General features: G+C 55.1%; 14 protein-coding genes. 12 read left to right on the top strand and 2 right to left on the bottom strand.

Annotated features, from left to right (window positions below; genetic code table 11):
* Window positions 1–158: 158 nt before the first annotated feature.
* Window positions 159–878 (top strand): pirin family protein, encoded by a 720-nt coding sequence (locus CHB83_RS10820; RefSeq protein WP_089332643.1) that lies wholly within the window; start codon window positions 159–161, stop codon window positions 876–878.
* A 99-nt stretch (window positions 879–977) separates the two neighbouring features.
* On the top strand, window positions 978–1,700 hold the full coding sequence (locus CHB83_RS10815; RefSeq protein ID WP_089332642.1) for a GAF domain-containing protein: 723 nt from the start codon (window positions 978–980) through the stop codon (window positions 1,698–1,700).
* Between the two features lie 97 nt (window positions 1,701–1,797).
* Here CHB83_RS10815 and CHB83_RS10810 read toward each other — a convergent pair whose 3' ends face one another.
* A complete protein-coding gene (locus tag CHB83_RS10810; RefSeq protein WP_089332641.1) occupies window positions 1,798–3,651 on the bottom strand; it encodes a M2 family metallopeptidase in 1,854 nt (617 codons plus the stop codon).
* Between the two features lie 104 nt (window positions 3,652–3,755).
* On the opposite strand from CHB83_RS10810, the gene CHB83_RS10805 reads away from it, so the two are divergent.
* Window positions 3,756–4,556 carry a sterol desaturase family protein gene (locus CHB83_RS10805; RefSeq protein ID WP_089332640.1) on the top strand — a complete coding sequence of 267 codons (801 nt, stop codon included), beginning with the start codon at window positions 3,756–3,758 and terminating at the stop codon, window positions 4,554–4,556.
* Window positions 4,557–4,670: 114 nt separating this feature from the next.
* Here the strand turns inward: CHB83_RS10805 and CHB83_RS10800 are convergent, their stop codons facing one another.
* Window positions 4,671–5,615, bottom strand: coding sequence for a M90 family metallopeptidase (locus tag CHB83_RS10800; protein ID WP_089332639.1), 945 nt, complete (start codon window positions 5,613–5,615; stop codon window positions 4,671–4,673).
* Window positions 5,616–5,786: 171 nt separating this feature from the next.
* Here CHB83_RS10800 and CHB83_RS10795 point away from each other — a divergent pair, with 171 nt between their 5' ends.
* The 9 genes from CHB83_RS10795 (at window position 5,787) to CHB83_RS10755 (ending at window position 23,418) form a co-directional block, all read left to right on the top strand.
* Entirely contained in the window at window positions 5,787–6,401 is a 615-nt protein-coding gene (locus CHB83_RS10795; RefSeq protein ID WP_089332638.1) for an RNA polymerase sigma factor, read from the top strand.
* Between the two features lie 152 nt (window positions 6,402–6,553).
* Window positions 6,554–7,594, top strand: coding sequence for a FecR family protein (locus CHB83_RS10790; RefSeq protein WP_089332637.1), 1,041 nt, complete (start codon window positions 6,554–6,556; stop codon window positions 7,592–7,594).
* Between the two features lie 184 nt (window positions 7,595–7,778).
* Window positions 7,779–11,081 carry a SusC/RagA family TonB-linked outer membrane protein gene (locus tag CHB83_RS10785; RefSeq protein WP_089332636.1) on the top strand — a complete coding sequence of 1,101 codons (3,303 nt, stop codon included), beginning with the start codon at window positions 7,779–7,781 and terminating at the stop codon, window positions 11,079–11,081.
* Window positions 11,082–11,100: 19 nt separating this feature from the next.
* Window positions 11,101–12,585, top strand: a complete 1,485-nt coding sequence (locus tag CHB83_RS10780; RefSeq protein WP_055562236.1) for a RagB/SusD family nutrient uptake outer membrane protein — start codon at window positions 11,101–11,103, stop codon at window positions 12,583–12,585.
* Window positions 12,586–12,660: 75 nt separating this feature from the next.
* Complete coding sequence (locus tag CHB83_RS10775) at window positions 12,661–14,028, top strand: glucoamylase family protein (protein ID WP_089332635.1); 1,368 nt, start codon at window positions 12,661–12,663, stop codon at window positions 14,026–14,028.
* Between the two features lie 106 nt (window positions 14,029–14,134).
* A complete protein-coding gene (locus CHB83_RS10770) occupies window positions 14,135–15,895 on the top strand; it encodes a family 43 glycosylhydrolase (RefSeq protein WP_089332634.1) in 1,761 nt (586 codons plus the stop codon).
* A gap of 161 nt (window positions 15,896–16,056) precedes the next feature.
* On the top strand, window positions 16,057–18,378 hold the full coding sequence (gene bglX, locus CHB83_RS10765; RefSeq protein ID WP_089332633.1) for a beta-glucosidase BglX: 2,322 nt from the start codon (window positions 16,057–16,059) through the stop codon (window positions 18,376–18,378).
* Window positions 18,379–19,483: 1,105 nt separating this feature from the next.
* A complete protein-coding gene (locus tag CHB83_RS10760) occupies window positions 19,484–21,364 on the top strand; it encodes a cellulase family glycosylhydrolase (RefSeq protein ID WP_089332632.1) in 1,881 nt (626 codons plus the stop codon).
* Window positions 21,365–21,402: 38 nt separating this feature from the next.
* Window positions 21,403–23,418, top strand: a complete 2,016-nt coding sequence (locus tag CHB83_RS10755) for a 7TM diverse intracellular signaling domain-containing protein (protein ID WP_089332631.1) — start codon at window positions 21,403–21,405, stop codon at window positions 23,416–23,418.
* Window positions 23,419–23,932: the final 514 nt, after the last annotated feature.

The following is a 23,932-nucleotide window of genomic DNA, read 5'->3' as shown; positions in this document are numbered from 1 at the left end:
TGGCTACGGCTAAGCGGGCGTTTTGCTTTTTGCATCACCCATAACTGATGCTGGGAAAACTAAAGGCAGCCCGGAAAATCGATGGATTGAGGTAGCCTGATTAACTAACCACGTGCGGAGCCCGTAAGCTTCCCTACGTACCTCAATCCTTACTCCCCATGCTTAAGCTCATTCCCGCTTCTGACCGACATCACGCCGCCCCAGTGCACTGGCTGAACAGCTATTTCCTCTTTAGCTTCGCCGACTATTACGACCCCGACAATATCAACTTTGGCCCTCTGCGCGTCTTCAACGACGACACCGTACAGGGTAATTCTGGTTTTCCGCAGCATCCGCACTCCGAGATGGAAATTGTGACTCTCGTGCTGGAAGGCGAGTTGGTGCACGAAGACACTATGGGCAACCGGGCCACTATTAAGAAAGGCGAAGTACAGCGCATGACGGCTGGTACTGGCCTAGCCCACGCCGAGATGAACGCGACCGACAAAGCAGCGCACATCTATCAGTTGTGGTTCTTGCCCAACCAGAAAGGTATTTCGCCCAGCTACGAGCAAAAGGATGTCGACTTTCTCGATACCAAGAACGAACTGATTCCGCTGGTGTCGGGCCAGAAAGTGTTGGAGGATGTGGTGTATATGAACTCCAATAGCACGGTATATTGGTGTAACTTGAGCGCCGACAAAACCGTGACGTTCAAAACCTTCCCGATTCGTAATACCTTCCTCTACGTTGCGGAAGGCTACGTATATGTCAACGGAGTTGATATTGGCCCCAATGACCAATTGCGCTCCACAGATGAAAACGTGCTGGAAATTCGGGCCAAAAAGGATGCGAAGTTCATTCTAATTGACTTACCCAGCAGCGAAAAAAACTACTAGGTAGCAGTAGGGGTAAGCCTGCTGCTGGCCTACTCATCACCTTACCGAACTTTTGCCAAGCTAAACAGTTGTATGACTGTAGTTAGCTAGTTCTCGCCTATGAGCATTTCCTTTCCCTCCTCTCTAATCCCGGAGAACGAGGCCGTTCGGCTGCGTACGTTGCATCTATATCAAATTGTCAATACAACGCCGGAGAAAATCTTTGATGATTACGTTGCGTGGGCAGCTCAGCTGTTCAACACACCTATTTCCCTGATTTCCCTCGTTGACGCCGACCACGTGTGGTTTAAAGCCGTGGCTGGGGCTGAGGGCGTCCCTGGCTTGCCCCGCACGGAAAGCATGTGCTCGGCTGCTATTCTCCCCGACGTACCTGTCGTCACCTCGGACTATAAGCCGCAAAGCTGCGAGCTAATCAAGCCCGACGTAGCCCGGGCGCTAGGTCTAAACTTTTACGCCGGCGCTGCCTTGCGCATGCCCGATGGTGCCCGCATTGGCATGATGGCCGTAATTGGCCGGCAGGCCCGGGCCCTATCGGATGCCGAAACGGGAGTGCTTACCCAACTGGCTGACCTTGTTAGCCGCACCATTGAACTGCGTTTTCAGTACTTGAGCACGCAGTTGGAGGACGAATGGGAGGCCGCCCAGCAAGAGCTGTCTACTACCCTTGATGATAATGCGGCCCTGACGCGCTACCTCAGCACGCGCAACCAAGGCATCAACTTGGATGACGATGAGGTGCTTGACTTGGTGACGCGTCGCCTCAAGGGCGTCAGTATGGTATTGGGGCGCAGGTTAGATCAGCAAGCCCCGCAGGTGGCCTAGAGAATAACTTCCTACAGAAAGAGCCCGGCCATTTGGCCGGGCTCTTTCTGTAAAAAGGCTGCGAGAGCGAAATCAGCACTGCTGCCTAGCGGCGTGCTTACATGGTGTACTTGCGCCCTTTGTTTTGCTGCTTCAAGTAGGCCATCAGCGGCTGGAAGTACTCTACCATTGCCCGGGCGGAAAGGTCCTCTCCGGTTTTCTCCTTTAATACCGTGCGCCAATCTTTGCTAGAACCAGGACGCATGATGTCGGCTAGGAACGCGCCTACCTCTTTGTTGCCGTAGTAGTTGGTAGCGTGCGGGTCCTGCTTCAGGATCTTCTTGGCAATGTGGTCGTGGAGCTGAAACAAGATAACGTAGGACAGGGCATAGTCGTAGTACTGGGCCGGGTCGTCGTTGATGTGGGTCTTAGTAGCCGGGTCGAGGTACTGCTCACCACGAGTAGTAGGTGGTACAATGCCTTGGTACTGCTTGGCTAAGGCCCACCACTTCGCATTGAGCTGATCAGCGGGTAGTTTATCGGCGTAGAAGCTGCTTTCCCATTCGCTCATTACTCCTGAGGCAAAGGGAATAAACACGGCGTAGTTGAGCGCTTCCTTCAGCAGGGTTTGCGTCTGGTCGGTTTGCGTTTTAGCATCGACTAGGTTAAGGCCCGCCAAGAAGGGTTTTTGCGTTGCAGCCAAGCCCATGAGCGAGCCCATAGCCTCGTGGTAGGCGCGGTTGGCGCCCTGGCGCAGCAGCGGGGGCACGCCGGGGTTGGTGTACGTGAGGTAGTAGTAAATGTGTCCCAACTCGTGGTGGGTTGTCTCGTACCATTCGGTGTTACCTTCCACACTCATGAGGCTGCGCACATCCTGGTTTAGGTCGATGTGCCAGGCCGAGGCGTGGTTATTCTTCTTGTAGGTGGCGCCTTTGGGCAATGGGTACAGACTACTTTTTTCGTAGAACGAAGCCGGAAGAGCTTGGAAGCCCAAGCTTTGGTAGAACCGCTCGGCTTGCTTTACCTGCCACTCGGCACCCTTCTTGGCTAGCACTGGGTCAAGGTTAAGGCCTTTTACATCAACCATCGCGCTCCAGTCCTGCCCCCAACGGTTTGGGAGCCAAGAGGCCGGTAGGTAATCGGGAACTTGCTTTTGGTTGTATTTCTTGGCCAGCTCATAGCGGGCATAGGTGTGCAGCTCGCGGTAGAGCGGGCGGAGTTCCTCGTTGATGCGGCGCACCAGGGTCATCATTTCCTCCCGGGTCATGCCGTAGTCAGAGGCCTGATAGGTGAAGTAATCGGGGTAGCCCAGGGCCTGCACTGTTTGGTTACGCAGGTCGCGTAGGTTCAGCAAGCCCTCCTTCAACGTTGGGCCGATGGCCTTGCTGGCTTCCCAGATTTGCTGGCGCTTAGCGGGGTTGTTCTCCTTACGCAGGAGTTCGTCCAAGTCATTTGTCGTTACCGATTTGCCCTGATACTTGTAGTCGAAGCCGTACAGCTTTTCAGTTTGTTGAGTTTCGGCTTTAATACGGCGCTTCACCACGTCGGCCACTGTTTGGGGCGAGTTGGCTGCGTTGTACAAGGCCGTCTGGAGCTGTTTAACCTGAATTTCCGTTAGGTCCTGCTTGTGGTCGAGCAGCTCCCGCAGGCGCCGGATGTTCTGGGCCGAGCCACTAAAGGCCGCCATTCGCTCGTTGGCCCGGGCTGTGGCTCCAGCATTGGTGGTGTCGCCGGCCACAATGCGCGTATTAGAGCGCCACTCCGCCTCCGCCGATTCAGTGTAGAGGCGCTGGTATTCGGCGGAGTACTCGCGCAGAAACGCTTCCGCCTGCTCCGACCAAGTGGGCGCCGCTGGCTGGGTAGTAGGCTGTGGTGTGGCAGTAGGGAGACTAGTGGCCGTGGGTGTCTTGGCCGTGGGGGCACACGCAGCAAGCAGCGTGGCTGTGGCAATAGGGAGCAGGTATTTCTTCATTGGATAATAGGAAAGACAGCGTGAAGCGAGCTGCTGGTAGCGAAGGTACATATCCAGCGCCTTTGCGCGCCGAACTAACAAGACAGAGTTATAGTTTCGCCGATATGCTAGCTGCTCTCGTTACGCCCACGCAAGCCGGCCTCATTTACGCCGCCGACTTTACCATACTGCTGCTCCGCTACGTGCTGTTTGCCGGGGTAGCCTACCTGATTTTCTGGCGCTGGAAAAAGGCCCGGTGGCAGCACCGTCGCATCCAACCTCGCTTTCCTGATCAGAAGCACATCCACACCGAAATCCGCTATTCCTTACTCACCTGCCTGATTTTTGCAGCTGTGGGCCTTGGTATTTTCGTGGCCCGGCAGTACGGGTACACCCGCATCTATACCAGCATAGCCGAGTACGGCTGGTGGTACCTGCTGGGGAGCACCGTGGTTGCGATTCTGGCCCACGACACCTATTTCTACTGGACGCACCGCTTCATGCACTTGCCAGGTATTTACCAGCGGGTGCACCGGGTGCATCATCTCTCTACCAATCCTTCTCCCTGGGCGGCGTTTGCCTTCCACCCGGTAGAAGCTGTAATTGAAGCCGGTATTTTCCCGCTGCTAGTGTTTATGCTGCCTTTACACCCCATCGCCATGGTAGCTTTCCTAAGCTATATGATGGGCATGAATGTGCTAGGTCACTTGGGGTATGAGCTGTACCCGGCCCGGTTCCTACGGTCGAAGCTTGGCCGCCTCCACAACACAAGTACCCATCACAACATGCACCACCAGTTTGTGAAAGGCAACTATGGTCTGTATTTCAACTGGTGGGACCAGCTTATGGGAACCAACCACGCGAAGTACCAGGATCGGTTTGAGAAGGTAGCCAACAACCAGCCTGCCAGCTCGAAAGTAGCTTAGTTAGAAGCCAATATACCCCAGCGGCCCCGCCGGAATCAGCATCACCACAAGCGCACGTAGCGTTGGGTACTGCTGATTCCGGCGGGGCCGCTGGGGTAAAAAAGCAACTGCGTATTAGGCGGCCTGCGCCTGCTGAAGCAAGTGACAGTCTTTGTACTTCTTGCCGCTGCCGCAGGGGCACGGGTCGTTGCGGCCAAACTTACGACGGCTGCGCAAGCTGCGCAGCCACTCGCGCGGATCAACGGCCGAGCGCAGGAATCGTTTCTTGGGGTTTTGGCGCAGGGCCCGGCTAAGCAGCTGGTAAAGCTCGGGATGGTGTTCCTGTAGCTTCTCGGGTTTCTCGAAGAAGTACTCAGTTACCACAGCAAAGAACTCGGCCTCGTTGGTGGCAGCGTAGTCGTTAATCTCCGAGTTACCGGCCCGAATTGCGGCAATTTCGCGCTGCATCACGGCTTCCCAGGCGGGGCGTAGCTCAGCAGGAAGCGCCACTGCTGGTACGCCGTCAATAACGCCATCTGCCTCGTCGAGCAAGTGGGCAAACTCATGAATACCTACGTTCTGCTTGTCGAGGGCATCGCGGAAGCCCTGTTCCAAGGACGCTTTCGATAAACGCATGTAGTGCGAAGTTTGGAAGCCTTGCACGCTCCCCAGCAAAGTACCCTGCAAGCCCGCAAATTCTTTGCTGGGGTCTTTTTCCAGCGTCCAAGCATCGGGCACTACCAGCACTTCGCTGAGGTTGCCATACTCCCAGTCAGGAAAGCCAAACACGGGAATAATAGCCGAGGCCGCCACCAGTACCCGGGTAGTATCATCAATATCCGTTTGAATGCCGGTGATGCGCGTTTGAGCCAGAAAAACCTGCGTTTTCTGCTCAAATCGGCGCTTATCGCCCGCCGTGAGAGACAAGTAAAAGGCTACCCGCTCGGACAAGATCTGCCGCCAGGCCGCCGGAAAATCGGCCGCGAGGGCGGCCTGCTTAAGCCGCTTATCGCGCGTGACATAGCGGTAGAAGAAGAAAGCAACTGCTGCCACCAGGGCTGCAAATACAAGGTATGACATGGGCGCATGAACGGCCGGTAGTAGGGTAGGGTTGTGCCCCGCGGGGTACAAAAAAGCGCCCGCGCCTCGGATGGCGTATGATCGTCCTAAAACCAGAAAAAAGCGGCTGCCAAACGCTTTTTGAGACAAGGTTGTAGCGCAGCTTCCCATTTTGTTCTAAGTTAGTAGTATATGCCACCCTCCCCTCCGCCACCAGCCAAGCATGTGCGCCTCTACGCGGCCTGGGACGATGCTGCGCTGGTGAAGGCATTGGCCCAGGAAGATACCCTGGCTTTCGCCGAGCTGTATGAGCGCTACTGGTGGCCTCTATTTGAAGTAGCCTACCGCAAGGTGAACTCACGGGAGGCCGCCGAGGAAGTAGTGCAGGATTTGTTTACGGCATTGTGGCACAAGCGCCACCAGGGCTCAACCATCGAAAACGTAGAGCGCTACCTCTTCCGGGCCATTCGCTACCGTATCATTGACTTCATCAAGGCCCGCATGACGCACGCGGGATATGTAGAGTACAGCCGTACCCACCACTCACCCCTCGACCATAGCACGGAGCAAACCGTGGAGGCCGATGACCTCTCGGTGGCTTTGCTGGCGGGACTGATGCGACTGCCCGAGCACACTAGGGAGGTGTTTCGCCTCAGCCGGCTAGAGCACCAAACCATCCCGGAAATTGCGGAGCACTTGAATCTGTCGCGCAAAACGGTAGAGTACCACCTGACCCGCGCGTTGAAGTCGTTGCGCTTGAGCTTGCGGGACTTTATCACTCTCCTGCTACTCTACTTGGGATTATAGGTCTAATTATTTGGCCTTGATAAAGAGTGATTTAGCAAAGCCAACCCCTGCGGTTGGCTTTTTTGTGTAAAAAAAGTTGAGGTAGAGGCTAGGGTTATGGGACAGTTGATCGACTAGTAAGTAAGCAACCCCTTACTGCCTCTTCGATTTTTATGAAACAAACTGACTTACGGGACTTATTACACCGCTACCAGCAAGGAACGTGCACGCCCGAGGAAAAGCAGATTGTAGAAGATTGGTACGACGTGCTGGGGCACGAGCGGGAGATAAACATTACCCGCCAGGAGCAGGAAACCATTAAGGCAGCCCTCTGGGCCCGCATTGCGCAGGATACGTTTGAGAACTACGACACTAGTCTGCCAGCCAAGGCGTCTTCCTGGACTGTGTGGCGCCGGCCCGGCCGTTGGGCGGCAGCGGCGCTGGTTGCATTAGGCATTGGGCTGGGTGCCCAGCAAGTGCTGACTACCCGCCAGTCTGGGCCAGGACTGACGGCTACTACGGTCCCTACATCACGCTGGGTAGTGCATATCAACCGCACCAACGCGCCTGAGCAGCTTGCCCTGCCCGACGGAAGCCATGTGCTATTGTCGCCGCGCAGCCAGCTGAAATACCCGCGCGCTTTTACCGGTGGCCGCCGCATAGTGACCCTAACTGGGGAAGCTTTCTTTGATGTGTACCACGATGCCTCTCGGCCGTTTTTGGTGTATACCCAAAAGGTGGTCACCCGCGTGCTGGGCACTAGCTTCTTGGTGCAGGCTCCCGTGAGTGCTCAGCCAGTGGTGGTGCAAGTGAAAACCGGCCGCGTGCGCGTGACGCCCCGCGCTACTGCCGAGGCTGGTGCTACGGCCACCCTGCCCGGCAGCGTAGTTGTGCTTCCCAATCAGCAAGCAGTATATAAACCCGACGAGCATGCCTTGAAGCGGGAATTAGTAGCGCAGCCCGTGCAGCTGGTGGCCCAATCATTTGCCTTCGACGACCGCCCGGTAACGGAAGTGCTTGCCGCCTTGGAAAAGGCCTATGGAGTTGTCATTGAGTACGATGCCAATTCTCTCGCCAGCTGCACGGTGACGTTGAACCTGCGCGATGAGTCGCTCTACGGCAAGCTAAACGTGCTCAGCAAGGCCCTCGGCGCTTCTTACTCAACAGCCGATACGCACATTCTATTCCGCAGCCCCGGGTGCGCCACGCGCTAATACCCCACTGTTTCACCCCTAACCCACCTGCTTATGACCTACTAGCCCGGCTGCAACCTTTCAACAAGGCGGTAAGGGCAAGCCAAACCCGGCCTATTAGCGGTGGCTGGGTTGTCCGCCGCAGGTAGTTGGCAACTCACACGAGGTGCTACCCCCAGATCTACCATTTTATCCCACCTTACGCATGAAAATTCCCCTACACCTGAGTACCCCCTTGCTGCTAAAGCGGGCGGCCGTGTTTTCTCCTGCCTGCATTGCGTTGCTCGGTAGCAGCATTGCTACTGCCACGGCGCTGCCTACTGCTGCGCAGCAATACTTAGAGCAGCCCGTTACGATACGAGCCCAGGATGAAACAATGCAGTCGGTTCTTACCAGTATCGAGAGCCAGACCAACATCCGCTTTCAGTACAGCCGCCAGCTGATTGGCGCTAGTCGGCGGGTGTCCATTCAGGCCGAAGGGCAGCCCCTGGGCCAGGTGCTGCATACCCTCTTCGACCCTCTGCGCATTGCCTACGAGCCCCTGGCCAGTGGCATCGTGCTCAAGCCTGCTGCCGCTGCCGACATTACGGTGAGCGGGCGGGTAGTAGATGAGAAGGGCGCAGCCTTGCCCGGCGTGAACGTGGTAGTAAAAGGGACCAGCATTGGCACCCAAACCGACGCCGATGGCCGCTACACCCTCACCGCCCCCGACAATGCTACCCTGGCATTCTCCTTTGTAGGATTTACCATTCAGGAAGTGCCCGTGAGTGGCCGCACCACCGTGGACGTGAGCTTGGCGCCCGACTCTCAGTCGCTGAACGAGGTAGTGGTAGTGGGCTATGGTACCCAGCGCAAAGCCGACGTGACGGGGGCTATTGGGTCAGTGAAAGCAGAGGAAATTGCCAACCGCCCCGTGGCTAACGCCGAGCAGTCCTTGCAAGGAAAAGTAGCTGGCGTCACTATCACTTCTAATTCGGGTAGCCCAGGGGCACCGCCCAGCATTCGTATTCGCGGGGTTACGTCGGTGCGCTCGGCCGGTGAGGACAACGAAGCCGCCAACCAGCCCTTGTTTGTGGTAGACGGCATGTTCACCAACAACATCCAGTACCTGAGCCCCTACGATATTGCCTCCATTGAAGTGCTGAAGGATGCTTCTTCCTTGGCTATCTACGGGGTGCGGGGCGCCAACGGCGTCATCATTGTAACTACGAAAAAGGGGAAATCTGGCAAGGCCCGAATTTCGCTGAACGCCTACGCCGGCTACCAGGAAATAGCCAAGCGCGTGAAGATGGCCAACGCTACGGAATACCAGACCCTGCTCAACGAGGCCATCGTAAATACCACGCCCAACTCTACCGCCCGCTTCCGCGACCCAGGGTACGATTTTGGTAGCGGCGTGAACTGGTTTGATGAAATCCTGCAGAAGGGCTTCATCCAGGACTACCAGTTGAGCGCCTCGGGCGGCTCGGAGCGGTCTAGCTACAGCATCAGCGGGGGCTACAACAAGCAGGAAGGCATTGTGAAGGGGCAGGATTTTGAGCGCATCAACTTCCGCATCAACAACGAGTACCGCCTGACGGACCGCGTGCGGGTAGGGGCCAACGTGGCCGTGAGCCGCATCAAGGAAAACATCACTCCCGGCTCGGTATTCGGCAATGCCTACAATGCCGACCCCGCCCAGCTAGTGACCAATCCCCTTACGGGCATCTATAGCTACTCCAACAACCAGAGCGTAGCCAACCCGGTAGCACAACTTGCTTACAATAACGAACGGAACAAGGGGGGGCGCCTAGTGGGAAACATCTACGGGGAAGCCGACCTGCTCAAGAACCTGACGTTCCGCTCCAGCTTCGGTACCGACCTGGGCTACACCGAGAACCGGGTGTACGTGCCGGTGTACTTTGTGTCGCAGAACCAGCGCAACGACCGTAGCCGCCTGAGCCGCCAGACGGGCACCAGCTCTACCTGGCTGTGGGAAAACACCATGACCTATAACACCCAGTTTGGCGACGACCACCGCCTGACGTTGCTGGGTGGCTACACGGCCCAGCGCGACCAGGTTGAGTCCTTGTTTGGGCAGCGCAGCGACGTGCCCGGCTACGACGAAGACCTGTGGTACCTGAACGTGGGCAACGCCCAGGGCAACGTGGCCAACAACTCGGCCAGTGAGTACGCCTTCCAGTCGGTGCTGGCCCGCGCCAACTACGCCCTGAAAGACCGCTACCTTATTACGGCTACCTTCCGGGCCGACGGTTCCTCCCGCTTTTCGGAGGGCGACCGGTGGGGCTACTTCCCGGCGTTGGGTCTGGGCTGGCGCTTGTCGGAGGAAGACTTCATTAAAAACCTGGGGCTGTTTGACAACCTGAAGCTGCGCGCCAGCTACGGGATAGTGGGCAACGTGAACGTGCCCAGCTACCAGTACTACGCCCGCATCAACAACGGGCTGGGCGCCATTTTTGGCTCCGGCGAAACGCTCAACATTGGCAAAACGGAGACGAACCCCACCGTATCTCAAATTCGCTGGGAGAAAATTAACCAGCTAGACGTGGGCTTTGAGATTGGCGTGCTCGACAACCGCCTCACGTTTGAAGCCGACTACTTTGACCGGCGCACCAACGACTTGGTTACCCAAGTGCCGGTAGCGGTAGGGGCGCTGTTCCGCAACATTGGTACCGTTGACAACAAGGGCTTCGAGTTCACGCTCGGCTGGCAGGGCGGCAGTAAGGAGGGTTTCTCCTACGGCATCAACGGCAACCTGTCTACGCTCAAAAACAACATTGTGTCGTTGGGCAACGGCGGGCAGCCCATTGTGGGCGGCAGCCTCAACAACGGTAACGTGGTAACGCGCAGTGGGGTGGGTACGTCCATCGGTGAGTTTTATGGCTATGATGTGGCCGGCATCTTCCAAACGGCCGACGAGGTAGCCAGTGCGCCCAACCAGCCCGGCGGTAAAGCCCTCGGCGACCTACGCTTCCGCGACGTGAACAACGACGGGGTAGTAGACCAGCAGGACCGGGTGAGCCTGGGCTCGCCCATTCCTAACCTGACGTATGGCCTGAACACCTCCGCGGCCTATAAAGGCTTCGACGTGGCAGTGGACGTGCAGGGCGTGGCTGGCAATAAGATCTACAACGGCAAAAAGGCCGTGCGCTTCACCAACGAGAACTTCGAGGCCTCGCGCCTAGACCGGTGGACGCCGAGCAACCCCTCCAGCACCGAGCCGCGCGTGTCCAACAACATTCCGCAGGTATCGAGCTACTTCATTGAGTCGGGCTCCTTCGTGCGTTTCCGTACCATTCAACTGGGGTACACCATTCCGCGCAGCCTTACGGAGTCGTTTGGGGTAGGGGGCGTGCGCTTCTACGTCAATGCGTTCAACCCCTTCACCTTCACCAAGTACACGGGCTTCTCGCCCGAAGTGGGGGGCAACGATGCCGGCCGCGGCATTGAGCTGAACGTGGTGCCCGTGACGCGTTCCTACAACGCGGGTATCAATATTTCCCTGTAACAGTAAGCAGCGCTACCTCATGAAAGCGAAACATTATATCATTGCCCTGGCCAGCCTGTCGCTGACGCTGGCTACCAGCAGCTGTAAAGATTTCCTGGACACCGAACCCTTGGGCGAGGAGCTAAGCGAAAACTTCTTTGCTACCTCCGACGGCGCCGTGCAGGCCACCAACGCCGTGTACAACCAGCTGCGCGATTTCTCCGTGCACACCTTCTCCTTCGTGGGTATTGCGAGCGTGGCCTCCGATGACGCCGATAAAGGCAGCACCCCCGGCGACGCCCCAGCCATGGGCGAGCTGGACAACTTCACCGCTACCGCTTCCAACGGCCTGCTGGATGGGTTCTGGCAGGGGCACTACCTAGGCATTGCCCGGGCCAACCAGGTAATTCTGCGGGTGCCGCCCATTCAGATGGATGAAGCCCTGAAGACACGCCTGATTGGGGAAGCCCGGTTCCTGCGGGCCTACTACTATTTCAACCTGGTGCGCACGTTTGGGGGTGTACCTATTATTAATGAGTTGCCTCCCCGTGACGGTAGCAACTCCTCTAAGGCCCGTGCTACCCGGCAGGAAACCTACAACTTCATTATTGAGGACCTGAACGCGGCCATTGCGGCCCTGCCGGAACGCTCAGAATATGCCGCCGCCGACCTGGGCCGCGTAACCAAGGGTGCCGCCCAAGGCATGCTGGCCAAGGTGTACATGTACCAGAACAATTGGAGCCAAGTCCTGACGCTGACCGACCAGATTATTGCTTCCAATCAGTATAGCCTTTACAACGACTATGCTCGCCTGTTCACCCTGGATGGCGAAAATTCCAGCGAGTCTATTTTTGAGGTGCAAGCTGCCACGCTAGCCCAGGGTGGGGGCGGCTCGCAGTACTCCGAGGTGCAAAGCCCCCGGGCTCCAATCCCTACCGGTGGCTGGGGTTTCAATACGCCTTCTGAAAACTTGAACAACGCCTATGAGGCGGGTGATACGCGCCGCGACGCTACCATTATCTACGCCGGTGAAAACCTGGGCGACGGGGTCACCATTCCAACGGTGATTGACAACCCACGCTACAATCAGAAGGCCTACGTGCGCGCTACCGACCCCCGTTCGCCCAACGGCATGGGCGATGCTGGCAAGAACATCCGAATTCTGCGCTACGCCGATGTATTGCTGATGAATGCCGAAGCCGCCAACGAGCAAGGCCAGACCACCAAGGCCCTGACTAACCTCAACTTGGTACGCAAGCGGGCCCGGGGCACCAGCGCCACCGCCCTACCCGATGTTACGGTAACTGACCGTGTGGCCCTGCGCCAGGCTATCTGGCAAGACCGCCGGTTGGAGCTGGCCATGGAGCACGACCGATTCTGGGACCTGGTGCGCCAGGGCCGGGCCGGCACCGTGCTACGGGCCATTGGTAAAAACTTCGTGGATGGCAAAAACGAGGTGTTTCCCATTCCACAGGCCCGCATTGATGTTAGTGGCGGCCTCATCAGCCAAAACCCCGGCTACTAGGTCCAGCCGATGCAGGAGCGCCGGGGTGGCACATAGCCCCGGCGCTTTTTCGTTCTATTCCTCCCTTTCCCGCCCATGACGCATCGTTTTCTCTTTTCCTTTCTAGTCCTGCTGCTGCCCGGCTTACTCTGGGCCCAGCAGAAGCCTGCTGCCAAGAAAGCCCCGGTTGCTACCGCTACCTTCAATCCTAAGCTGCGGCCCAAAAACCTCACCGACGAGCAATTGCTTGACTTGGTGCAGAAGCAAACCTTCCGCTACTTCTGGGATTTTGGGCACCCTGTATCGGGTATGGCGCGGGAGCGGAGCAACCGTTCCTTCGACTACGGCGACGAGGTAGTAACGACCGGCGGCACCGGCTTTGGCATCATGGCCATACTTGTGGCAGCGGAGCGTAAGTGGATTGTGCGGGAGGAAGCTGCCGCTCGCATCTTCAAAATCGTGAAGTTCCTGGAAAAGTCCGACTCGTTTCACGGTGTGTTTCCGCACTGGCTGAATGGCGCCACGGGGAAGGTAATTCGCTTTAGCCAGAAGGATGATGGGGCAGACCTGGTGGAAACCTCCTTTTTATTTGAAGGGCTGATTTGTGCCCGGCAGTATTTCACCGGCACCAGCAAAACCGAACAGGACCTGCGCAACCATATTCTCTGGATGTGGGAAGGCGTGGAGTGGAACTGGCACACCCAGGGCGGCCAAAATGTGCTGTATTGGCACTGGAGCCCCAACAATGGCTGGAGCATGAACCACCAGATTCACGGCTGGAACGAGTGCCTGATTACCTACGTGCTGGCCGCGTCCTCGCCCAAGTACGCCATCGACAAGAAGGTATACGACCAAGGCTGGGCCATTGGCAATTACTTCAAGAACGGTAAGGAGTTCTACCAGACCAAGCTGCCCTTGGGGTTTGATTACGGCGGGCCCCTGTTTTTCTCGCACTACACCTTCCTCGGCCTCGACCCCCGCGGCCTCAAAGACCAGTACGCCGACTACTGGCAGCAAAATCAAGCCCACACCCGCATCAACTACGCCTACTGCGTGGAGAACCCCAAGAAGTACAAGGGCTACGGGCCAAGCAGCTGGGGCCTCACCGCTTCTGACAGCTACCAGGGCTACGCCGCGCACTCGCCTACCGAAGACTTGGGCGTAATATCACCTACGGCGGCGCTGTCGGCTATGCCCTATGCTCCTAGGGAGTCGATGGCAGCGATGAAGCACTTCTATCACGATCTGGGGGATAAGATTTGGAGCGAGTACGGCTTTGTGGATGGCTTTAGCGAACAGCATAATTGGTACGCCAAGTCGCACTTGGCCATTGACCAGGGACCAATTGTGGGCATGATTGAAAACCACCGGACCGGCCTACTCTGGAAACTGTTCATGAGTAGCCCCGATGTACAGCGCGGCCTCACCAAGCTGGGTTTCGAGAGTCCCCAACTCAAGAAGTAAGCAGGCTTTCACTAGCTACAAGCGCGTGCTGACGTTGCAAGACTGACCGAACAGGCTGGACGAGCTGTCGCGGTGTTCGTCAGAACGCGCTTTTCCCATTCAACCCATGCGCTCATTTCTGCTCTTGTGCCTTGCCGCCTTGCTGAGGCTGGTCGTCCAGGCTCAGCCTACCGCCAGTGCTGGGGGGCAACGCACGTACTGCAACCCGCTCAACCTGGATTACGGCTATACGCCCATTCCCAACTTCGCCGAGGCTGGCAAGCACCGCGCCACCGCCGACCCCGTCATTACCTTATATAAGGGCGACTACTACCTGTTCAGCACCAACCAATGGGGATACTGGTGGAGCCACGATTTATACAGCTGGAAGTTTGTGCCCCGCCATTTTCTGAAGCCGGAGCACAAAGTGTACGATGACTTGTGTGCGCCGGCCGTGTTCGTGCTGGGCGACACGCTACTGGTGTATGGCTCTACCCAGGAGAAAAACTTCCCCATCTGGATGAGTACAAACCCCAAGGCCGCAGAGTGGAAGGAAGCCGTGAATCCTTTTCAGCTAGGAGCCTGGGACCCCGCCTTCTTTCTTGATGACGACGGCAAGCTCTACCTCTACTGGGGTAGCTCCAATGTGTACCCTCTCTACGGCCAGCAGATTAGCCGCCGCACTTTGCAACCCATTGGCGAGCGAAAAGAGATGTTTGGCCTCAACGACAAGCAGTTCGGCTGGCAGCGCTTCGGCGAATACTTAGATAACACGTTCCTCGACCCATTTATGGAGGGTGCCTGGATGAATAAGTATCAGGGAAAGTACTACTTACAGTATGGGGCGCCCGGTACGGAGTTTAGTGGCTATGCAGATGGCGTGCAGGTAAGTGACAAGCCCTTGGGGCCATTTACCCCGCAAAAGCATAACCCCTTCGCCTACAAGCCGGGTGGCTTTGCCCGCGGGGCGGGACATGGCAATACTTTTCAGGACACCTGGGGCAACTGGTGGCATTTGTCAACCATGGTTGTATCGGTAAAAAACAATTTTGAGCGACGCCTGGGGCTGTGGCCGGCCGGCTTCGATAAAGATGGGGTGCTGTATTCTACTACCGATTTTGGCGACTACCCGCACTACCTGCCTACGGGCCCCCAAGACCACCTCAAAAGTCGCTTTACGGGGTGGATGCTGCTGAACTACCAGAAACCTGTGCAGGCCTCTTCTACATTGGGTGGCTACCAGCCCAACTATGCGGTAGATGAAAGCATAAAAACCTATTGGAGCGCCAAAACGGGGAACAGAGGCGAGTACTTTCAAACCGATTTGGGCGAGGTAAGCACCGTACGCGCCATCCAAATAAACTACGCCGATCAGGATGCGGAGTTCCTCGGCAAGCAGTTAAATACCTACCATCAGTACAAACTATGGCACTCGAAAGATGGCAAGAACTGGAAGCTGCTGGTGGACAAAAGCCAGAATAAAACCGATGTGCCTCACAACTACATTGAGCTTGGTAAGCCTCTGCAAACTCGCTTCTTGAAACTTGAAAATATCCATATGCCCACGGGTAAGTTTGCCCTCAGTGGGCTACGAATTTTCGGGCAGGGGAGTGGTTTAGCGCCCAACCAAGTAAAAGGTTTTGTAGTATTGCGCACTGAGAAGGATAAGCGTAGCGCCTGGTTGAAATGGGCTCCTTCCGACGATGCGTACGCCTACAACATCCACGTAGGTACCGCTCCCGACAAGCTCTATAGCTGCATTATGGTGCACGGAGCCGCTGAATACTACTTCAAGGGCATGGACAAGGACCAGCCGTACTACTTTACCATCGAGGCCATCAACGAAAATGGTGTCTCCGCACGCCTCCCCGTGCTGGCGGCGCAGTAGGAGCAAGGCCCCACTGGGGCCTAACCGCGTTCCGCTAGGCTGCGCCCTTTACTAGGGTGCGTTGGGCACGGGCCCTGCGCCCATACTCGTAGCGCGGTACGTAGGGCCGATCTGTTTGCCTTGTTTTCCCCTTCTGACTTTCCTATTAATTCCTTTCCCACATGAAAAGAGTTTTTCGTACCGCCCTGCTCATGTCGTTGGGGCTGCTTACACCTCAATTGCAAGCCCAGCAGTCTGCGGCTCCCACGGCTGCCCGCGTAGCCGCCCCCGATCCGAAGATGACCAAGTTCATCAACGACCTGATGCAGAAAATGACGCTGGAAGAGAAAATCGGCCAGCTAAATATGATTACGGTAGGGTTTGATGTTACGGGCCCGGTAGTAAGCAAAGACGTAGATGCCAGTATTCGCCGCGGAGCGGTGGGCTCGGTGCTGAACACCTTCACGCCCAAAGCAGCCCGCAAGCTGCAGGAAATGGCCGTGAAGGAAACGCGCCTGCACATTCCGCTCATTTTTGGCTACGATGTTATTCACGGCCACCGCACCATCTTCCCTATTGCGCTGGGCCTGGCTTCCAGCTGGGATTTGACGGCCATTGAGCGCAGCGCCCGCATTGCGGCCGAGGAAGCTTCAGCCGATGGCATCAACTGGGTGTACTCGCCCATGGTAGATATTGCCCGCGACCCACGCTGGGGGCGCATTTCCGAAGGCTCGGGTGAAGACCCCTACCTCGGTTCCCAGATTGCCCGCGTGATGGTGCGTGGCTACCAGGGCGACGACCTGATGAAGAACAATACGGTAATGGCCTGCGTGAAACACTTTGCCCTATATGGCGCCGCGGAAGCTGGCCGTGACTACAACACCACCGATATGAGCCTGGTGCGCATGTACAATGAGTACCTGCCACCCTATAAAGCGGCCGTTGATGCCGGTGCCGGCTCCATGATGTCGTCGTTCAACGACATCAACGGCGTACCCGCTACCGGCAATAAGTGGCTGATGACCGAGCTGCTGCGCAACCAGTGGGGTTTCGACGGTTTCGTTGCCACCGACTACACCGCCATCAATGAAATGACCGCCCACGGTATGGGCGACGATGCGCAAGTTTCGGCACTGGCGCTGAACGCAGGCATTGACCAAGACATGGTGGGCGAGATTTTTCTTAAGAATCTGGCTCAGAACTTGAAGGATGGCACCGTGAAGCAGGAGCAGATTGACCTGGCTTGCCGCCGCATTCTGGAAGCTAAGTGGAAGCTGGGCCTCTTCAAAGACCCCTACCTCTATACCAATGAGAAGCGGGCCAAGAACACCATTATGAAGAAGGAGTTTATTGCTGACGCCCGCGACATATCCCGTAAGAGCATGGTGCTGTTGAAAAACAGCAATAACACCTTACCGCTTAAAAAGTCGGGTACCATTGCTCTTATTGGGCCGTTGGCTACCCGGCAGCGCGACATGATTGGCTCCTGGAGCGGTGCCGGCGACTGGAAACAAGCCGTGTCGCTGGAGCAGGGAATGAAAGATGCGGTAGGCAACTCAGTGAAGATTGTGACAGCCCAAGGTGCCAACTTCACCGACGACCAGCAGATGATTGACCGCCTCAATGCCCACGGCGGTGAGCTAAACGTGGACAAGCGCAGCTCGGAGGAGATGATTCGCGAGGCGGTACAGGTAGCTCAAGGCGCCGATGTGATTGTGGCCGCCGTAGGTGAGTCGCAGGGCATGACAGGGGAGGCTGCTAGTCGCGCTGATATTGGGCTTCCAGGTCAGCAATTGGAGCTGCTGAAGGCACTCAAGAAAACAGGCAAGCCCCTGGTGATTGTGCTAATGAGCGGCCGCCCCATGACGCTACCATGGGAAGACAAAAACGCCGATGCCATCCTGGAAACGTGGTTTGCCGGTACCCAAGCCGGCAACGCCATTGCCGATGTATTGTTTGGGGCTTATAACCCCTCGGGCAAGCTCACGGCTACCTTCCCACAGCATGTAGGTCAAGTTCCTATCTACTACAACCATAAAAACACTGGCCGTCCCTACGCTGGCGTTGCCCTCGATAAGTACAAGTCGCGCTACATGGATGTGAGCAACGACCCACTTTACCCGTTTGGCTTTGGCCTGAGCTACACTACTTTTCAGTACGGTAAGCCTGAGTTGAGCACAACCTCTTTACCCATGAACGGTACGCTGGAGGTAAAAGTAACGGTGCAAAACACCGGCAACTACGACGGTGAGGAAGTAGCTCAACTATATATCCGCGACATGGTAGGCTCCATTTCCCGACCCGTGAAAGAATTAAAGGGCTTCCAGAAAGTGATGCTCAAGAAAGGAGAGAGCCGTACGCTCACGTTCCGCCTCACGCCGGAAGATCTGAAGTTCTACAACACCGACCTGAAGTTTGTCGCCGAGCCTGGTGACTTCCAGGTATTCATAGGAGGCAACTCCCGCGACGTGCAAACAGCCACCTTCAAGCTGGCGGCCCAGTAGCGAATGACTATACCTGCGCCTTGTGTGGGACAAGTGCGCGGGGGCTTCCGGAAACCAGAATGCTTTAGGGGAGCGGACTGAACTTCCGGAAGCCATATGTATTGTAGGTGTCAGAACGGCGGCCTTACTAAGGCCGCCGTTCTGTGTTTACGAATACACCCATGTAATGCACGAAGGCAAAGCATAAATAAGATGGGTAGACAACTCCTTATTGTGGTTGTTTCTTATCTGTACTTCTACTGATAGTGGATGTGAGCCAACGCGTGTATAGATATATTATAGGTGCGTTAGAAGTGTGATGTAAGTGTATACGCCCTGTGTTAAGTAGATGAAAAAGTAGCCATACCGTGTAGCAAAGGGATTTTATGACCTTGTATTTTAAAAAACAACGCTGCTATATTTGGTGGCATATAGCTCGCTTTTCAGGAAGTACCATCCCTAGTAATTAGGTATGCTTCCGTACCAGACTACATGTTCCATCCTTAGGTAGGTCTGCCCATAAAGCACTGTACTGTCGCCACTGTTCTTGCTGCTATTGGTAGCAAATCTGCCCACTCCCACCATATCCCACCCACTTGAAAACTATCCTACTAAAGCCTTTCCCTAGGCCTCCATCGTCAGACTACGTCTATCAATAAGTATCTAAGGATAGATTGTGCACCGTGTAGCCTGCTGTGGTGCAGTAGCTGGTCTTAGCATCTGAGCTATCAAGAAAGCATCGAGTGGGCGATGAACAGACTACTTTGTTAGAAGTAGCGAAGCCCTATTAACTCTTGGGGTCAGTCTGTAATAGACTGCAAGCAATTTGTCGTGCATGCCTCTCTTCTAAGGAGTAAGTGTATGTGAGAAAAGTGCAAAAATGGCCGCGGCAACTGTCTTGTGGTGCCGCTAGTGCTGTTTTCTTATTTGCTGCCGTAGTGTCGCGCACTAGCCTCTGCTCAGCATAGTGCTACTTCCTCTCGTTCCGGTTTATGCTCTAGATCCATGTGGGAAGCATAATCAGCACACTACAGCTGAATGAAGGGTAGGAATAATAGGAGTAGAGCAAAAGCTCTATGCTCTGCATGTGCTTTTTAGTTGGGTATCATCCTAATTATCAGAACGTATGATTTGCCAAGAACAACACGCCGCCACTTGGCAGCTAGCAAGGGTGCGCACTATGGCCAGTGCCTTACTCGTGTCAGCAGGGCTACTTCTGCCCAACGCGCCACTAGCAGCCCAACAGATAAGTGCATTGCACGCGGCTGGCCCTAAAATAGTGGATGCCAATGGCAAAGAAGTGGTATTACGTGGCTTCAATGTAGGCGGCTGGCTGCTGCAGGAAAGCTATATTTTGCAAACTGACACTCTGAATAGCCAGTGGCGCATTAAGCAAGGATTGCTGCGCACTATGCCGGAGGCGCAAATGGAAGAATTCTATCGGCAGTATCGGGCTAATTTTATTACAAAGGCGGATATTGATTTCCTTGCTAAACAAGGCTTTAACTGTGTGCGGTTGCCTTTTCACTATGATTTGTTCCTAACCGCCGCCCAGCGCCACGCCCGTAATCAAGCCCTACTTACCCCTCGAAACGTGACGGGTTACGTGGATAACCTAAGCACGTGGTACGACCAGGATCAGCTTTTTACCGAGAAAAACCTGGAAGGTTTCCGGTTGATTGATAACGTGCTCAACTGGTGTGCTGCAAACAAGTTATATGTAATTCTCGACCTGCATGCAGCTCCTGGTGGGCAAGGTACCGACCGTAATATCAACGACAACCTTGTGCCGTTAGATTTATGGAAGCGGCGCGATGCGAAAGGCCGGGCCATCTATCAAGACATTACGGTACGGCTATGGGAAAAGCTGGCGGCGCGCTACAAAAACGATTCGCGGGTGGCAATGTATGATCTTATCAATGAGCCCCATAACTTAAATGCGGCCAACGGTATGTCGGCTGATAATCAAGAGCTTAGTGCACTGTATGCGCGGCTGGTTGATGCCGTGCGGGCCCAGGGCGACCAGCACATTCTGTTACTTGAGGGCAATGGGTATGGCAATGAGTACACTAACCTCACGCCCGATAAGCTGCGGGTGCGCGACAAGCGGAACTTAGCGTACAATGCCCACCGCTACTGGTGTCCGAATACGCCGGAAGCGGCAGATCCTAACCCTAATCAAATCAACTTAATTAAAAACCTAGCCGCTTTCCGCGACCGGTGGCAAGTGCCCGTGTGGGTAGGCGAGACGGGTGAAAACTCAAATGAGTGGTTTGGAGCGGCTGTAGAGGGATTGAACGCCCAAAATATTGGTTGGTGCCACTGGAATATCAAGCGCGTAGATAGCCCGGCCAGTCTGCTCCGAGTGAAACCGTATGGTAGCATTCTTACGCCCGAAGGTCGGACTGCCTTACTGCGCAATGTGCAGTTCGCCAACTGTACCCCCAACCGCGACGTGGTGGCGGCGCTTACCCAATCAGCTTCCTACTCTGCGCCTTTCGCACCTCTGGCTATTCCAGGTACAATTCCCGCCAGCAATTACGACTTAGGCCGGGCTGGCGTGGCTTATCAGGATGATTTCTCCGCGAAAGTTGACTACCGCGACAACACCTCCTGGAATCTAGGCGGCGCTTATCGAAATGATGGAGTGGATATTGTGTCAACTTCTGAAGTAGGAGGCAACGCATTTGCAGTAAGTCATTTAAATGCCGGCGAGTGGCTGAATTATACCGTAGCCGTAACCTCCGCAGGGACTTATACGGTGCAACTGCGTGTGTTGCCAGCTACTACACCAGGCCGTCTTACTCTCAAGCTTGGCACTGTTACCATTGGCTCAGTAGTCACCAACCAGCAGAGCCCCAGTGAAAAGTGGCAAACTCTGTCCTTCCAAGCGGCCCCGTTGCCAGTTGGCCGTCATACCCTCCGCTTAGTAGTAGAGCAACCCGTTAAACAGTTGAGCTGGATACGTTTTGCACCAGCCAGTAGCACGGGTGCTAGTGGCCAGTAGGTGGTCACTTACTAGGTTTTTGTATCTTAGTAACTCCTATGAGACCTATTCTACGCTATTTCTCGCCTAGTTTCCAGCATTTTTGCAACTACCTGCTGTTGAGCTTGCTGGTGGTAAGTCGGGGCTATGCAGCAGCTAATGCGAGCCCTGTGGCAGATACCATGCGCGTGCAGCCCAACCTAGAGGAGATATTTATTGATCCGGCTTACTATAGTGTGTTGCAAGATCCTACGGGGCAGCTAAGTTTGGCTGATGTGCAACTGCCGCGCTATACTGCTCAGTTTCAGCGCGGTGATAGTATTCCAACCAATATGGAAAATCCTGGCGCCGCTTACTGGCTACGGTTGGTAGTGCACGCCGAAGGGCCTCTAGCTCAGCATTGGTACCTGGAGTTGTTTGATTCTCACATCAACGATATTCTCTTCTACCCCGCCACCAGCACAGAGCGGGGAGCTATCCATACGGGGGCCGACCAGCGACTTACGTCGCGTAAGTTTCCTTATAAGAACTTCCTGTTTCGGTTGCCGCTCGATTCTAACCGCACTCATACCTTTTACCTACGGCTTACCTCTAATTCCAAAACCAGCTTTATTAGCCGCTTGCGCACCGAGCAGCCTCTTGCAGTCCACTTCCAAACGGAATATGGCTTGCTGGGGGGCTTTTATGGGGTGCTGCTGATTATGGTGGTGTACAACCTGTGTCTCTACCTTTTCATTGGCGAGCAAACCTACTTGCGCTACGTGGTCTATGTGCTTAGCTGCAGCCTCGTGTTCTTATCGGAAGATGGGTTGGGGTTTCAGTATCTTTGGCCTGATTACCCGGCTCTAAATCAGTTGGTTATTGCTGCATCCCCAATTCTGCTGCTGCTCACGTTCAGCTACTACGCTCGTCAATTTTTGGATGCTCCCCAGCGCCTGCCCCACTACGACCCCATCGTACGTAGTGTAGTGCTGCTAAGTGTAGGGGTGCTGCTGGTAGATACCTTGTGGTTGCACTCTGGTTGGGGCTTCTGGTTTTACCTGCTGCCCTACGGAATGCTGTATTACGCTGCCGTTCAGGTATGGCGGCGAGGATTTCGGCCCGCCAGGTTCTTCCTACTAGCACATGCGTTAGTAGCCATCAGCGTATGCTTTCTTATTCTGCGCAAGCTGGGTATCAACAACTTCACCAATACGGCCACCGTGTATAGCATGAACGTGGCCTTTGTGATTGAAGTGGTGGTGCTTTCCTATGCCCTAGGCGAAAAGATTAAGGGCATTAAGGATGCTACCATTAGGGCCCAAGACAAGTTAGTGAAGCAGTTGCGCAAAAAGCACCAGGCTCAGGATATGCTGGTGGAGCAATTGCGGCAAAATCAGGAGCTCAAAGACCAACTGAACACTGAGCTTGAAAACCTGGTGACCCGTCGCACAGAGGAACTACGGCAGCAAAGCGAAACTATTGCTGCTCAGAACCGGGAACTGCTGCAAGCCAATGGCTTACTGGCCTTACAATCGGCGGCCATTGAGAAGCTGAACCTAGACTTGGAACGCGACCTGCACGCCGCTAAAGCTGCCCGTGTCCTATCCAAAGAAGTTGATTTTGGGGAGTTCAGCCAAATCTATCCCGATAAGGATGCCTGCCTGACGTACTTGGCCAACCTGAAGTGGGCCGACGGCTACCAGTGCCGTAAGTGCGGCCACGAAAAATTCTGTGACGGACGCGAGCCGCATTCCCGCCGTTGTACCAAGTGTCGCTACGTAGAATCGGCTACTGCATACACCCTGTTGCAGAAATGTAAGTTCTCTATCATCAAAGCTTTTTACGCTGTGTTCCTGATCTACACTCACAAGGGTAGTTATTCATCGCAGGAGCTTTCCCGGGTACTTGATCTACGCCAGGGCACGTGTTGGAGCTTTAGCCAGAAGGTAACGGAAGCAATGCGCCGTCGTCGGCAGGCTGTTGATTTTGACGAAAACGAAGGCTGGACGCACGTACTGCTAGATGCTACGGGCGCAAGCGAAGAAGAGAATATGCTGTACGATGGGGCTACTGTAGTTCGGCTGGAGAAGTGAGTAAGTGAGTAAAGGCTTACGAGAGTAAATTATTTAAAATTATTACTCGTAGAAGACCATTTTCTTGATTGTTTTTTAGCTGATAGGTATCAAATCAACTAGTGCGCTCTAAACGAAATAGAGCCTATAATAGCGAGTTTTGTTTGTGTAGTAAGTGTATAGGAATCTTGTTAGCAAGATGAAAAAAAGGCTTTCTAGAACAGTAGGGGCAGTTTTTGCTATTGCATTTCCGAAACAAGGCCGAATATATTTGGGTGTCCCTTTCGGCCAGGTATGCATTGCTGCTCTGTAGTAGTACTCTGGTTCCAATATTCCACTCCCTTTTTCTAGTGCATTCGATCTAATCTCGTAGTGCTTCCGCTACTGAGTTTCGTCAACAGCTTGCTGGTCTTGGTAACCAAACACTCATCAGTAATGGAGGCAAGCGTATAGGCAGGTGTCTGTACTTGGCGCCCCGGTCTACTACCCCTACTGAAGTAGAGCCAAGAAAGGGATAGGTACGGCCCTAGCTTTC

The sequence above is a fragment of the Hymenobacter mucosus genome (assembly GCF_900188255.1).
Classification (GTDB): Bacteria; Bacteroidota; Bacteroidia; order Cytophagales; family Hymenobacteraceae; genus Hymenobacter; species Hymenobacter mucosus.
Note: the sequence above shows the minus strand (reverse complement) of the source record. Positions and strands in the feature narration are given on the sequence as shown.